Raw genomic sequence first — 14300 nt, 5'->3', positions numbered from 1 at the left:
GGGGTGCCTAACACCCACCAAACAACCCCTGGGGGGCCCCTCTGGTTGGGCCCGGCCCCCACCACCATTTTTCTATCCTGAATGAATGGAATGTTAGCGCATCCATCATGTAGAGCGTCAACAGAGAGATTTGAGGCAACCCAGGGAAAGTACAAGATTTGAGATCAACACAGATGAAAGTAGGGGTGCTGGAAGCATATGCTCCCAGCACCCCTACTGATCAATGAAGGTTAGACCAAAGCTAAGAAAACGGTAATGATGAAAACGTTGAAGAAATCGATGAACATTCCACCCACAACTGGTAAGACAAAGAAGGCTGTTGGTGAAGGCCCGAATTTGCGTGTCACTGATTCCATGTTGGCTACGCCATTTGGTGTCGCGCCCATACCAAAGCCTGCGTGCCCGGCAAGCAGAACAGCAGCGTCATAGGTAGACCCCATCGCCTTGAAGGTAACAAAACGAACGTAGAGGAACGTCAGGATGGTCTGTGCTGCAAGCAGAACGACCATTGGGAGGGCGAGCGAGCCAAGATCCCACAACTTAACACTCATCAAAGCCATTGCAAGGAAAAGACTGAGAGAGACGTTTCCAATAACCTCGATCTCTTGGTGCGCAACGATTTCTACGCCACCCTTCCGGGTATAACGACGGTCAGAGAGCCAGCGTGCCAAGACGCCAACGATCATCGGACCAAGATATGCCGGGAACTGTGCCATCGAGGTCCAGCCCTGAATAATGTGGTTGATGGCATCCGTAATGTAGGAGCCGGCGAACATCGCAGCGAGGAGCCAAATGAATCCTGTGGTCATACGCTCGGTATCAAGCGGATGCATTGTTTCGCGAAGGAAGGAGTAATCCTTCTTGTCCTTGTCATGAATATCGGCGAGATTCTTCGAGCGAATAAGGCGTGCAGCGATCGGACCGCCGATAAGTGATCCCGCCACAAGGCCAAATGTTGCTGCAGTGTAAGCAACGGATTCTGCACCCGTGAGACCAGCTGCCTCGACAAGAGGTGCGATACCGGCAGAGGTACCGTGTCCTCCGGTCATCGCCGTCGAGCCTGTCATCAACGCGATCGGGCCAGGAATATGGAGGACTGGAGCCAGGCCGAGAGCAACGAGATTCTGCAAGATTACCAAGGCAACGGCAATAGAGAGGAAAATCGCGACCTTCGGGCCAGCTTTCTTGAGAATCATTGGGCTTGCGCCAAAGCCGATAGACGTGAAGAACACAATCATGAAGAAGCTCTGTAGCGTCGAATCGAAAGTGACAGTCACCCACTGCGTGTAGTGGAAAAGTAGATTGATGAGCGCGAAAAGAAAGCCGCCGATCACTGGCGACGGGATCGCAAAACGCTCAAGAATGCCAATGTGGCTACGCAAAAAACGGCCAATGAGCAACAGTATAACTGCGAAACCAATCGACTGGATCATGGTAAATTCGATCGTCATTCAACACCTCTTCTCAAAATAGGGGAAGCTCCCGAAAGGAAACTTTTGCTGCGTCTGCCATCGAAAAAAATGAGACGACGCGGTTCTTTCCTGCTCGGAAAGCTAATGGATCAAGCGTTCTAAGTAGCGAATAGCTCGCTGGCGTTATGGCCTTCCTGTGCATTTGTGATCCATTTTTCCTGCTGGGAGCCTATAGCTCTCCACACGCACTATTGAAAAATACCATAGGTTTGCGCGCAATGTATGCGAAGTTCGTCATGCTGACATTTTCGGATGACTGGGGAATATCGGGAGGGGAAGGGAATATCAGTTGCTGGACGGCGTGAGAATAGATAGAATTTCACAGTGCTTGATGCTCATGCGGGTGTAGTTCATCGGTAGAATGGCAGCTTCCCAAGCTGCAGAGGCGGGTTCGATTCCCGTCACCCGCTCCACTAGGACGCTCATTTTGATACAAAGATTCGAGTGCGATCTGAACCCCTTGGATTCCGCGTTTTACCTGGTATTTCGCGGGATTCGAGGGGTTTAGTGTCTCTCGGGAGTGGGTGGAGGTTGGGTTGGTGGCGGCTTCCTGGGGCCAGATTAGGGTGCTCGTACAGTTACGTGAGGCGCAGACTGGGGCGCCGTCAAAAGGTATAGGCTTCCGTCAAAAAGTATAGGCAATCGTCAAAAGGTTCAGGCCTCAGTGGGCTTTGCCTTCCGCCAACACGGTGTCCCATTGAGTGTACCCCAGATGGGCACGACTCGCGAGCAGCGGTAACCTTCGCTACTGTCCGAATCAGACCGTTTCGAGCAGTACGCGAGTCAGGAAGCCGCGGGCTGACTCCGAGATGAGCTCAGCATCCTCCGGGATGGATGCAAAGTGCCCTCGTCCCGGAAGCCACACCCGCTCCCACGGGTTCCCTCGTTTCTTCCAGCACTCCGCCACCTCGTTCGCAAGGTAGATAGGGCAGTTCATGTCATCTTCGCCGTGTATCTCCAGCACCTGAAGGTCTGCGTTGAACCCATTCACTCCGCTAAAGAACTTGGCGTCGTCGCCTCCCAGATCGAATCGCCGTGCAAACCAGTCACGATGCCCTGGGTCTATAGTCGCGGCGTGCTCCACATGCTTTGCCAGGTCGCCTGTAGTCGCCCCCAGCAACAGGCCCTTCACCCGTTCAGTAGATGAGCCGAGTGCAAGAGCCAAAGTTGCGCCGAAGCTCCAGCCTGCCAGCACGAGGGGGCCAGAGGTTAGTTCGACGGCCCCCAAGAGATCCTCCTGCATCGCGGACCTCCACCTGTGCCATGCCGAACGTGTACATAGACGGTTCGGCATGAGTGATCCCTGGTAGTTCACGCCGATCCAATCTAAGCCGTGCGCGTTGCACCATTGTGGAAGTCCGAATAACCGACCTTCCGGGACCTCGTAACCCTCTGGACCTCCATGGAAATGGATCACTGCACCCGTTGCGCGACCCGGTGCACGAGACACCACATATTCCCCGTGCATGGAGGGGAGAATCGACTCTGCAGTAGTTGGACGAGTACTTTGCAGCAATCGACTCCGACTGGGGGTAAAGGCGACCGTAAGCGTGTCCGTGAACCCACGCGCGGTGTAAAGGCTGCCGTTAAGAGACAGGGCCTTGTATCCATCAAGGGCGTCCAAATGGCGCACTGCCAAGCCACCGATGTCGTCTTGAGTGATCTCACGTGGCTGCGCATCGCTACCTGTGAACACTGACATCACCACGCGAGTGGAGTCGCCTCCGGCTTCCAGGACAGGTCCGTCGGTCTCCAGAAAGGTCGCCTGGCCGTCAGCGAAGACGTGCAGGCCGTGAAGCGTGTCGTCGTCAGTGGGGTTGCTGATGGAGATGGCGAGAACTCGACCTAAAGCAGTGAAAGCGAACGCAGACCGAACTGTCCACATTGCCTGGCTTACCACGTCCACAATGTTCAGGAATGTGCCCTTGACGCCAAGGTCTTCCGCGAATCCCACGACCTTACCGGAGCTGAACAGTAGATCCCCCCGTGGGCCTTTGGACCACTGACGCCGGGGCCCTTCTCGCACAGCCGTTCGAGATCGTCCAGATTCTTTGGCACCGCTCCGCTGTATCCAGCCACAGCTCTACACCGCCGGGGACACCGAGCACTACGAGGTCCTCGCTGTGCAGGCCACGAACATTCACCACACACGGCTGACCGGTAGGATTGAACGCCTCAGTCTTAAATTGATACGCCTGGACCCGGAAGCTGTCTCGCTCGAACCAGCATGCGTAGATTACGCCGTCGGGGCTCAACACAACCTCATCCGCTTCAGGGAGGTCTAGTGGGGTCGCCTCGCGGTCAGATTTGCATAGCGTAGCGCCGTACTCGTTCAGAAGCACCACCGACGATTCAGTCCACGCGACAGGTGTGGCCCTGTAGATCCGCCTCTCATCATCGATAGTTCTCGGAGAAAAGGATAGCAATTGCGCCAGATCACTCATCCAGATTCACCACTACTTTGAAATAATCGAGATTAGAGCGCGAGTGGAGGACGATCACAGCCTGTTTGCCACTTCCTTCGAGCGCGCACGCCAACGACTCGATCTCAGCGCGCTCCTCTGATGGAGTTAGCCCCTTTAGGGTCTCATCGAGCAATATAAGTCGAGCAGTACCTTCACGCAGCACGGAATGCGCAAGCGCGAGACCGCTCAAATCCGATTCTTCAGGTGCGAACGGATCAGTATCTGGTACGACCGCAACTTCGCCTTCGGGGAAACGACGGCATAGAGCGTCAAGAATGACGGATTTCCCGGAGCCAGTTGGCCCAATCAAGGCGACCATTGAATAGCCATAGTCAAGAGTGTCTTCAAGCAAATCTAGGTCAGTAGACCGCACGGGCGGATAAGAACGTTCGACCTCATGCTCTTCAAGCACCCTGACGCGTTCCGCAGTCAAACCCACTACACCAACCTCTTGCAGCGTCTCCACCGTGAATTGAACGCCAGAAGAGAGAGTCACTGCGAAGTAGATTACGGCGGCGGGAGCGACTAGTGGGTTCGATCCTCCGGTTAGCAACACCAACACCACTGCAGAAATGTTCAGTGACAATACGAGGATCTGGATTAGTCCGGTGCGGAGTGCGTAGGCGTTAGCTAATTGAACTGAGCTACTGACGTATGCAGCCTCTGAATTAGCGTAGGCCTCTTCTCCAGCCCGACGCAGACCTGCACTAACGGGCGCAGTACGTAAGCCGGCTTGTGCACCGACAGCTCCGATGAAGTCGCCTCGACGATTTGCAGCCATCGTCGAGGCGGGGAGAATCCACTTCGAACCCTGACGCATAGCAAGCAACGCGAGTGGCGCCACCGCTAAAACAATGATGATGAACAACGGGGCGCCGGCCACTGCGCCTCCGACAAGCATCACGGTCTGCACGATGACCAAGAACACCGAACCCAGGGCACTCGGCACCGACATTTGAAGGTCAGAGAAGTCTTCACCGAGGCGTCCCACGACCGCACCACTTGTTCTAGGACTGGCGAATCGATCGAGCCTTCGCGTAACCCGGCCGTGCAACTCGCCCAGTCGAGCGATCGGGACCCGGTAGAGCGGGCCAAAGAACATGACGGACCCAACGATCGCTGCCACCGCACAAGCAGTTGAAATTCGAGCAGTCTGAGCGGACAACGCATCTCCTTGAGCAAGTGTCAACGCAAAAGCAACTTCAGATCCGCTCAGGAGTAGGGCACCAAGCGCAATCCAAACCACATGAGGCCCGAACAGCAGCAAGACAGATCGTCGGAACCCGCCACGTTTCGGCTGAGGGTCAGGAAGATCCCCTCGCTCGCCCGCATCCGTCGAACCAGCTTCTACCCCCTCGGACGTCCCGAAGCTGTCGGCCTGCGCCTCAACACGGTCTCTCCTCGTGTCACTGCCACGGGCGAACGCACTCGGCACGTACTCCTCTGAGCTCGCTAGAAGCGTGCACGCTGGTACGCACGCCAGGATTATCTCGGCAACCACTTCCCGCGTCACAGGATCGAGCGCCGAGAACGTATCGTCCAGAATTAGCCAGTCCGGTTCATCCGCCAAGACGAGAGCGATGGCAGCACGGTGCCTCTCTCCCGACGACAGGGTTGTTGCATCCCGCCAGAACCGCCCGATCGCTTCCTCAGAGAGCCCCATACCTAAGGCGAGGCTAGTGAACCTGGATATCCGCTGTGGCAACGCAGAAGTCCTCCAGGCTGACAATACCGACTGGGACACTTCCGGATTGCGTGGCACGAAAGCAGAATCGGGGGTGGCCGCGGACGTACGCAAGGCTTCAGCACGATCAGAAGTGGCCTCGAGTACCTCTATAGCACTCGAATGGCGCTCCGGAAAATTTTGCCGTCCGTCCGCGCAATCTGGACACGCCTCGAGCTTGTCGAGCTCACGCATCATTGGCACCGCGAGCCGAATAACTCGATAGTTCACGATGTTGTTCTGCACGGCCGCGTACAGGTAGCGGGCCGCGAGGATGATTTCAACACCGAAACTAGCTTCGGGCCAGATCCATGCGCCGACGATTGCAACCACAGCAAGCATCACAGTCAGCGCTCCCCGTTCAAGGAATCCATTCAGGATCTGCAACGGGACGCGCCTGCGCAGAAGCTGCTCTTCGGCATTTCGGATGCTGGCGATCTTGCCGAGGGCGGTGCCCCAGCTGGGGATACTTTGACCTCGAGGCAGCGCGTCCGCTACTCGCTGGACCCACCGCCTGCGCTCCCCCTCTAGAGCGACGTACTGCTCCCACAGTCGGCCCACCAAGTTGATGAGTCTGACGCTGACGAGCACCAACCCGGCGATGAGTAACGCAGCGATGGCGCCGCTTGCACCATATAGCGCGAGCGAGACCGTAAGAAAGGCAATGATCTGAACCGTCGAAACGGCGAAATCAACAACGAAGGCAAACTGGCTGATCTGTGCTGGGTACGTCAGAACATGTCCGTGTGCCTTCGGCGGAGGAGATGACCTACGAAAAACGTCCCGGAACCGCCGGTATGTTAGCTGCCGGACCACGACCGTGAGCAGCAACTCTTGGCGTTCCTTCACCCAGTACCCGACACTTTCAGCCAGGAAACCCAAGATGAGCAGCCAAATAACGCTGGCTGGGGTCGTCGCCCCTGACGTCACCCGTCCGATACCTGCGGTGATCGCTAGAGCTCCGGCAACACTTGATAGACCAGCGGTGAAGACGATGAAACTCGTGCCCGCCGGCGTGAACACCAAAGCAAGCCAGCGGATCCGTCTCGGAAGGCTCCGTGTCAGCCGTTGATAGCGCTCATACAAGGGCTTAATGGGCATGTCTCTCAGGTGTAGGCCACGAGCACTCTGGGCTTCGCCTCGCCGCTTTTGATCGATCACCGTCACACCGCCAGTCATCCGGCATCCGCGTTCAGGCGTACGGCCTCGTCGATAAGCTCGTCGTCCGGAAAGCGAGCGTGGAGGTCGTTGAGGGCTGCCTGGACATCCATGCTCGGATCGAGAGCAGCCCGAGCCTGCGTAAGCAAAAGCTCCACCTCGGCTCTAGACTTCACATCGAGTTCCGCCTGTGCAGTGCGGGAGGTACATTGCACGGTCCATTCGGGTGTTCCCGCCTCATATGATGCGCGCAACATGTCCAGGACCGCTGCATCGTCCCCAAGATTCGCTGCTTTCGCATACTCGTCTCTAGCGCGACGCGGGTCCCCCATTCGCATGAGGATGAATCCGAAAAGGCGGTGCGCCTCGGGCATACTCGGGTCGAGGGCTACAGTGCGTTCAGCCTCTACCGCCGCTTCCTCGAAGCGGCCCATGTCGCTCAAGAACGATGCGAGATCCTGATGGTATTCGGCGAACTTCGGATCCATCGCGATGGCCTCGCGAAACAGTCGCTCTGCCTCTTTAAAATCCCCCATTTCTTTCACGACTCGAGCCAAATTGGATGTAAGCACCGTGTGATGCAGCTGCTCGGCGTAATCTGAGGCCTGAAGGTCGGCGATCCCCGCCTCGAGTACCACTCTAGCCTCCGCAAAGTTCTTCTTCCGGAAAAGAAGAAGCGCCATACCGTTGCGGTTGAAAACGCTCTCATACTCTATCTGCGCTCTATCTGCGGGCTCGAGGGCTCGCCTTGGAGTCTCTGCCAGGCCAGCTCAAGGTTCTCCTCGGCGCCTGCCGGGTCTAGTAGGGCTCGCGGATTGTGACGCGCCTGAAGCATTGAAAGTGAGTACCGGGCCCGTGCCTCGTCGATCGGCGAAGCCGTAAACCACCGATCCCAGAGCAGCTTCGCCATCCCAGTGTCACCCTGCAGCGCATACGGGATGCCCAGCGTGTCCATCAACGCGACATCAGCTTCGTCCACCGAGCTGAGGTAGGCATCAGCAACGAGCTTCGCGGTCCATGAATCCCCGTAGCTCAAAAGTAGACCCAAGTAGGTCGAGAGTTCATTCGGTTTTAGGGTCCCGTCTTTGATGCCGGCGACTACGTTGTGGAACTTTTCCGAGTGCCGGTCGCGAGTCAGGTTGCCGCCTTTCGGCTGAAGGCTAACCTCGACCTTGAGAGGTCCCTTAGAGCCGAGCCACTCAATGAACCTGCCGTCCGGATCAGTCGGGAACGACGTCAGCTTCAAAACGATGTCTTTTTCAATTTTGGCACCGTAGTCGAAGGCAACCAGCCGCAGTCCCCGCAAAACTCGTTCTTTCGTGTAATAGCGCAGCTGGTCGTCGGGGCTTTGGCGCTCGCTGAGACTCTCGTCGTCTCGGCCGGGACGATGGAAGACGGCCCGAGTCAGCGAGGAGTCTTGCCAGTTCGTACCAGCGAGAATGTCAAGCTCGGGGAGTAGTTCACGCAGGAGAGAAAACGGTGCCCGTAGGTCCGTGCCGTGGTAATTAAAGTTCACGATTCGACTCTTTCATCCAGGACAAGCTCTTTTGTAGGACTGGTCCGGCCCAGGAAAGTGCTCCCGGGCCGGACCAGTCGGCGGTGCATGTCGATACTGGTCAGACCAGCGACTTGCTCTTGTAGCAGTACATGACAGCCATGTTGGTCTTCGGCTTCGAGACCTTGCGCGTCTTGATCTTCATGGTTTCACTTCCTGTGATAAACAGCCAACGTTGGCTGGGATGTCGCCCTCGCGGGCGTGTGCTCGGCTTGCATACGTAAGTATCGTATGATAATTCGATCCTCAGCTCAATTTGAATGCAGTGGCAGTTTTGGACGGAAAGTCTGGCACTCCACCAGCAAATTCCGCCGCTACATCTGGCGCTTCAACAACGAATACAAGAACCCCCATCGGTGCGCCACTCCCCATGTCACTGGCGACCAAATCAAAGACGCCCTCGCCAAAGCCCTGGCTGAGCGGGTCACGGGCAACGATGTTCTTCATGACACCATGCACTTACTCGACGAAACCGTCTACGACACCACCAAGCTCGAAATCACGCAGGCCACGCTAGGGGAGCGGATCGAAGAAACGATCACGCTGATGAACCAACTCATCACCACCGCAGCAGCCACAGCCCAAGACCCCGAAGACTACGACCGCCGCTACCACCAGCTCGAAACCCAACACCGCCAACTCGAGACCGAGCACCAGCACATCACCGACAAGATCGACGATCTGCGCCACCGCCGAGCACAAGCCATCAAAGTCCACTTCTACCTCGCCACCCTGCCACCACTCGCATACAGCGACCAAGCATGGAACACCCTCGTCGACCACGCCATTATCAACGCTAATGGAGCCATCAGCGTCATCTTCAAAGACGAATAATCGGCCAGCTAACTCGCTCACAGCAATAAAAACCAGCAATTCCTACCCCCGTCTTTGGAAAACACCCCCTACCGAATGAATCTGCCCCCAAGCCAGTCTTGTATCAAAATGAACGTGTAAGTATCTCCTTTTGGAAATAGACCTCGACACCTGCATCCTTGAGCTTGCGTACGGTGGTGAGCGAGTCCACGGTGTTGCGTGCGAACCGGGAGACGGACTTGGTCAGGATCAGATCAATTTTGCCTGCCACTGCGTCATCGATCATGGTATGGAATCCCTCGCGGCGTTTCATGGAAGTGCCAGAGATGCTTTCGTCGGAGTACATGCCCGCGAACTGCCAATCACTACGGGAGCGAATGTAGGTGGTGTAGTAGTCGATCTGAGCCTCGTAGGAGGAGGTTTGTTCTTCCATCTCAGTGGAAACTCGCGCATAGGCGGCAACCCGTCTGCGTGCCGGAACCCCAGACAGGGTTGCGGCAGTCCCGGGTGTTTTTGTTGCGGGTATCGCGGTGACGGTGCGGGTTTTACGTTGATAATTCTTCCCACACGAGCCGCAACTGAAGTGGTCTGGGTTTTCTTTCTAGGTGTTTGTCTTGTTTTCCATTATCGATGACGACTTATGTCGACACCAGTACTCTTCCTCGATTTCCTGCGGCGTGCGGTAGTCAAGGTTCTCGTGGAGCTGGCTGGTGTTCTACCAGGTCACCCATTGAAAGGTTGCGATCTCGACCTCGAGGACGTTGTCCCGCGAGCGAGCGTGGATGAGCTCGTTTTTATACGAGCCGTTGACGTTTTCGGCTAGCGCGTTATCGTAACAATCCCCATCATTGCTTGTAGATTGAGTAATTCCGGCCTCGACGAGACGCTCGTGGTAGATCAGCGAGATGTACTGCGAGCCATGGTCAGCATGATGGATTAGATCAGTGGTCGAGTAAGTATTATAAATTGCCTGGTTGAGTGCCTGTAGTGGTAGTGCTTTTGTTCGCATCGAATCTGATAACACCCAACCCACAATCTTCTTACTAGACACGTCAGTAACAAACGCGGCATACACAAATCCCGTAACTGTTTTCACGTACGTGATGTCCGCGACCCATAGCCGGTTCGGATCGTCGGCTGTGACATCACGTTGTACTAAATCCGCACGAGTATCAGACGTCTTTGCTTTACCAGTGGTCATCGGCGATCGTCCTTTACCTTTGTCGCAAACTCCGGCTAAACGCATTAAATGCAGAGTTTACTCACGCCCGGCCGATATCAACGCCATGGCATTAGCGTGCCACATTTTTCTCACCCCATAGACTGCGTAGTTCTCTTTGTGGATTTTGCAGACGAACTCGATGAGTTGTTCATCGCGCTTGGCTCGAGCTGAGAGTTGACGGCTCTTAGCATTACGGTATCCACGCGAGGGGATAAAACCGCCTTCGCGCTCCCGGTTTAACGACACACACATGAACTCGACACGAAAACAATCACAATGCTTACCAATGCATATGTAATCATTTCTTAACGTTTTGGGTCGAGTTCCGATGCGAAAAGCCGATGCCAATTTCACAATCTCGTTCGTGTCACGTAACTCTTAGTTCTCGCGTCGTAACCGCGCATTTTCAACGATCACATCTTCTGCTCGCCTGAGCGTACCTGAACGTCGGGCTTGTTGGGTCCACTGCCTAGCCGTATACCAGCAGACCCCAAGCGTTAGGAGCAACAACCTCGTACGCGACCTGAATCGAGACTCCCTCAGCAAGGATCCGATCCTCAACCAGACAAACCACACGATCTTTCGCATCTTGATCAAATTTCTTTGACATAACCCAGGCTTTCCCATCTACTCAAACGGAACAAAACCCAGACCACTTCAGAACGCTTCAATATCCGCCAGATCGCTTTCGACCGTTGGGGCGCAACCCAAATGAGCCAGAACCTCGAAGACGCCGGTTTCACCGTCGTCCTCTTCGGACAGGGTTTCAAGGACATGAGCCCGCCATCCAAGGAGTTCATGAAGCTCGCCCTCGAGGGAAGTCTGCATTACGTCGGGAACGAGGTGCTGACCTGGATGGTCGACAACACCCACATCCGCCAAGACCCGGCCGGCAACATCAAACCCGACAAGCAAAAGTCGACGGAGAAGATCGACGGCGTAGTCGCAACCATCATGGCTCTCGATCGTGTCATTAGATGCGGCCAAGGCTCCCAGCGGGAGCGTTTACGATTAACGCGGACTTATTGGTAATGTAAGTGAGGAAAAACCATTGAACAGAAAATGAGACTTATGGCGCGCTCTTTTCAATCCTCAAAGACGAGGAGGTTTCCCGTCAAAGTCACTCAAGACTATGGCGGAACAGAGAGCCCAGCACGATGCGGGTGGTGAGGCACATAAGGAGAAAACATGAAAATCCGAAACACAATTATAGGCGGGTTGACAAGCATAATGCTCGCAATCGGCGGAACAGGTGTTGCTGTCGCTGATGAAAAACCGCCATCATTTCAACTTGCTCAAGCGCTATGAACTTAACCAGTACAGTTTGATGAAGTTCTATCTTTAGGAATTATAGAAACATCTAGAACGTCACACAGTCAGCATGAGAAATCCATCGTTGCCGCTTTGCCTAAATCCATGCAGACTCTAGATTCTGCTGATGAAGCTTCAGTTGAGGAACTCTGTACGAAGTACATTTCTATTGATGACCAAAACTATATGCGTGTCAATATCGAAGAGGTCAGTAAATCTCAGTATGCACATAATATTACGGATTTGCAGAATTTTGCACTATTGATGAATGAAATTAACAACGAAAATCTGGGATATGACTTACGGGATGGATGGTCGTTTGCAAAATGTGTTATTGCCGACGCTGTCGGTGTTAACATGGTGGCGCGATTAACTAATAGTTTGTATACAGCAATACGCGCAGCTCAGTGGCCATTAGCTGCTAAAACGATACTTCAAATCGCTGGGTCAGCTGGGCTAAATCGTGGATGGAAAGCTAATGCAGTCGGTCTTGCGATTGCGTTAGGAAAATCTGCCTCCTACTGCAGAGGTGAGTGGTGATGGTAAAGAAATACATTTTCAGTATGATTTCATGCTTTCTGGTGGCTTTGCCCTGCGTTGCATTAGGAGTTCTTCTCGGAAACTGGACAAATCTGTGGATCTTTGAAACTTGGGGAGAGATTTTGTATACCTATGTCGGGATAAGCGTAATCATATTTGTTGCCGACGTATTCTCAAGATCGCTAAATAAGAATAGTAAGAATAATTGAAAGGGGTGATGGAAATAAGGAATGTAATCCGTGCTACGCTTGCCAGCGCAGCTGCCGCATCAATGGTAATTAGCCTAGTTCCCGCCGCAAACGCTTCCATATTAGAGCGTCATTCTGCGCCGGTAGTTTCTGACTCCATATCGATTGTCAATAGTCAAGACCAAATCTTGATAGATGAAGTTGCCGAGCATCTCCTAGAAGGTTTCCAAGAGCTGGATCAATATATTATTTCAGCCCCAGAGGGAGCATTTGCTGCAGATTATGAACATCTCCGAATTAACGGTATCGATTCACGTGATGCAGCTTCCATTCAAAATCTCGTCAGTATCCTAAATTCCCTACAAATCGATAGAGCGACTCAATGTCAAGGCTAGTTTGCTGTGAGTAGTTCCTGCCACTGGTTTCGTGGCAGGAACTACTCGAATATTAGGGAAAATCATGAGTAGATTTCGCAATCTTTTCCGTAAAGATCCCACTACTGACAAGGCTCTCACGGGTGATGGTTATAGCTTTTTCTTTGGTGCCACGAGTTCGGGTCGTGTGGTGACGGAGCGCTTGGCGATGTAGACGACGTCGCCCTGAAAAAGAAACTATAACCAGAACTGATCACGTGATCGTCAGAGGTGCGGATAGTATCCCCACGCAAGCAATCAAGAAAACCCATAGATTTATCCTATTTTTAGTTAAAGGAACGGGGTGCATACCGTAAGTGGCACGCACCCCGTCAATCAGGAAAACGTTGTGAGGAAACTATGTGTCACAGAGACGATTGCCTTCTTCTGTTTTGCCAGAATCCATTCCACCAAAACAACAGTACTCCACCTATATACGCCCCAATGCTAATTCCGACACAAATAGCAATCTTGAGCCAGACTTGATCAAATCGATTTACAAAATCCCAAGAAGACCAAATCGCTAGAGGAATGATAAATGGCATTGCAAACAACGAATAGCGGAAATACTTTCTGTTAAAATCTCCTGGTCGAATAACTTTTGAACTGTTCCGCATCGTTACCTCCTGCAACTTCCACTAGCCTTTGCTAGATATACATACAACCAAGGGCGGGAACTTTGACAACGCCCAACCCTCTTCATGACTTTCTTTGCTACCAATGTGGCTCCCCACACCACAGCACAACCCACTGCATTTACTCCTGGAATAGCGCAAATAGCCGCTTTAAGACCAGTTCCAGCAGCGCTATACATTAAACTTTGGGAAGTACGATTAAATCGCACCCAGGTACCTCTACTATCCTTTCCAGCCCAAATCTTAGGCCACCACTCATTACCGCCAGATCGCATTTCATATGGCCGATATCTTGCAACAGCTTTCAGGACTGAAGCCTCCTGTGAAACAGCAGGAAGCTCGTAGTAAAAATAGCAGGGTCGCTATCACCCATTTCTATAACAGTAGAGAACAGAATCATGCCGTTTTCTTGAAACTTGTAGCTAAGCCTGCCATTATTCCCTTGTGCGAGGAAGAACGTTTCAAACCCCTCCTCCAACGTTTTCGCGTCCTGGCTCTCCTGCTCCAGAATAACTTGCTGCCCAAGATCATTAACCCCAGCCAAATATCCTTGCTCAACTGCAAGAGACTCGGCATGAAAACCATTGTCTTCCGCCGCGTTAGCGGTGTCCGCCCCGCTGATTGCGAGCGCTATGCTTGTCAGCCCAGCGATAATCGTATTTTCAGATCTTCCTCCTTACGTGTTCAACCGCTAGCGTTGTGCTGGGGTGTCTGTATTCCGCAGTAAGTGTCGATTCCTGCTGCAAGTAAAACAATATTTGCGCAACAACTTTGTTGACTAAATACGGTTATCTACAGTGTATAT

General features: G+C 53.6%; 13 protein-coding genes, 1 tRNA gene and 2 pseudogenes. 6 read left to right on the top strand and 10 right to left on the bottom strand.

The window, feature by feature from the left end:
* Positions 1–230 precede the first annotated feature (230 nt).
* The gene (gene gltS, locus ACTOVJ_RS08145) at positions 231–1451 is read right to left on the bottom strand and encodes a sodium/glutamate symporter (RefSeq protein WP_449502579.1); all 1221 of its coding nucleotides are present in this window, start codon (positions 1449–1451) and stop codon (positions 231–233) included.
* A gap of 360 nt (positions 1452–1811) precedes the next feature.
* Between gltS and ACTOVJ_RS08140 the strand changes: the two genes are divergently transcribed.
* Positions 1812–1885, top strand: a tRNA-Gly gene (locus ACTOVJ_RS08140).
* Between the two features lie 344 nt (positions 1886–2229).
* Here ACTOVJ_RS08140 and ACTOVJ_RS08135 read toward each other — a convergent pair.
* From ACTOVJ_RS08135 to ACTOVJ_RS08120, 4 genes are all read right to left on the bottom strand, one after another.
* On the bottom strand, positions 2230–3426 hold the full coding sequence (locus tag ACTOVJ_RS08135; protein WP_449504456.1) for an alpha/beta hydrolase family protein: 1197 nt from the start codon (positions 3424–3426) through the stop codon (positions 2230–2232).
* A 482-nt stretch (positions 3427–3908) separates the two neighbouring features.
* Complete coding sequence (locus ACTOVJ_RS08130; protein WP_449504455.1) at positions 3909–6827, bottom strand: hypothetical protein; 2919 nt, start codon at positions 6825–6827, stop codon at positions 3909–3911.
* Positions 6828–6835: 8 nt separating this feature from the next.
* Positions 6836–7501, bottom strand: coding sequence for a tetratricopeptide repeat protein (locus ACTOVJ_RS08125; RefSeq protein ID WP_449504692.1), 666 nt, complete (start codon positions 7499–7501; stop codon positions 6836–6838).
* 29 nt (positions 7502–7530) lie between these two features.
* Positions 7531–8334, bottom strand: a complete 804-nt coding sequence (locus ACTOVJ_RS08120; protein WP_449504453.1) for a hypothetical protein — start codon at positions 8332–8334, stop codon at positions 7531–7533.
* Positions 8335–8604: 270 nt separating this feature from the next.
* Here ACTOVJ_RS08120 and ACTOVJ_RS08115 point away from each other — a divergent pair, with 270 nt between their 5' ends.
* A complete protein-coding gene (locus ACTOVJ_RS08115) occupies positions 8605–9207 on the top strand; it encodes a hypothetical protein (protein ID WP_449504452.1) in 603 nt (200 codons plus the stop codon).
* Positions 9208–9331: 124 nt separating this feature from the next.
* Here ACTOVJ_RS08115 and ACTOVJ_RS08110 read toward each other — a convergent pair.
* From ACTOVJ_RS08110 to ACTOVJ_RS08095, 4 genes and pseudogenes are all read right to left on the bottom strand, one after another.
* Positions 9332–9712 (bottom strand): annotated as a pseudogene (locus tag ACTOVJ_RS08110) (recombinase family protein); the annotation flags it as partial.
* Positions 9713–9901: 189 nt separating this feature from the next.
* The gene (locus tag ACTOVJ_RS08105; protein WP_449504451.1) at positions 9902–10387 is read right to left on the bottom strand and encodes an IS3 family transposase; all 486 of its coding nucleotides are present in this window, start codon (positions 10385–10387) and stop codon (positions 9902–9904) included.
* A 57-nt stretch (positions 10388–10444) separates the two neighbouring features.
* The gene (locus ACTOVJ_RS08100; RefSeq protein WP_449504691.1) at positions 10445–10654 is read right to left on the bottom strand and encodes a hypothetical protein; all 210 of its coding nucleotides are present in this window, start codon (positions 10652–10654) and stop codon (positions 10445–10447) included.
* Positions 10655–10877: 223 nt separating this feature from the next.
* Entirely contained in the window at positions 10878–11018 is a 141-nt protein-coding gene (locus tag ACTOVJ_RS08095; RefSeq protein WP_449504450.1) for a hypothetical protein, read from the bottom strand.
* 47 nt (positions 11019–11065) lie between these two features.
* Between ACTOVJ_RS08095 and ACTOVJ_RS08090 the strand changes: the two are divergent.
* The 4 genes and pseudogenes from ACTOVJ_RS08090 to ACTOVJ_RS08075 form a co-directional block, all read left to right on the top strand.
* Positions 11066–11423, top strand: a pseudogene (locus ACTOVJ_RS08090) (terminase TerL endonuclease subunit); the annotation flags it as partial.
* Positions 11424–11824: 401 nt separating this feature from the next.
* Positions 11825–12259: a hypothetical protein gene (locus ACTOVJ_RS08085; RefSeq protein ID WP_449504449.1), complete on the top strand. Its 435-nt coding sequence runs from the start codon at positions 11825–11827 to the stop codon at positions 12257–12259.
* 217 nt (positions 12260–12476) lie between these two features.
* Positions 12477–12842, top strand: a complete 366-nt coding sequence (locus tag ACTOVJ_RS08080) for a hypothetical protein (protein WP_449504448.1) — start codon at positions 12477–12479, stop codon at positions 12840–12842.
* 64 nt (positions 12843–12906) lie between these two features.
* Complete coding sequence (locus tag ACTOVJ_RS08075; RefSeq protein ID WP_449504447.1) at positions 12907–13035, top strand: hypothetical protein; 129 nt, start codon at positions 12907–12909, stop codon at positions 13033–13035.
* Between the two features lie 764 nt (positions 13036–13799).
* Here ACTOVJ_RS08075 and ACTOVJ_RS08070 read toward each other — a convergent pair.
* Positions 13800–14039, bottom strand: a complete 240-nt coding sequence (locus ACTOVJ_RS08070) for a hypothetical protein (protein WP_449504690.1) — start codon at positions 14037–14039, stop codon at positions 13800–13802.
* Positions 14040–14300: the final 261 nt, after the last annotated feature.

It is taken from the genome of Arcanobacterium sp. (ex Cirak et al. 2026) (assembly GCF_053585065.1).
This window is presented reverse-complemented; position numbering and strand designations above follow the sequence as displayed.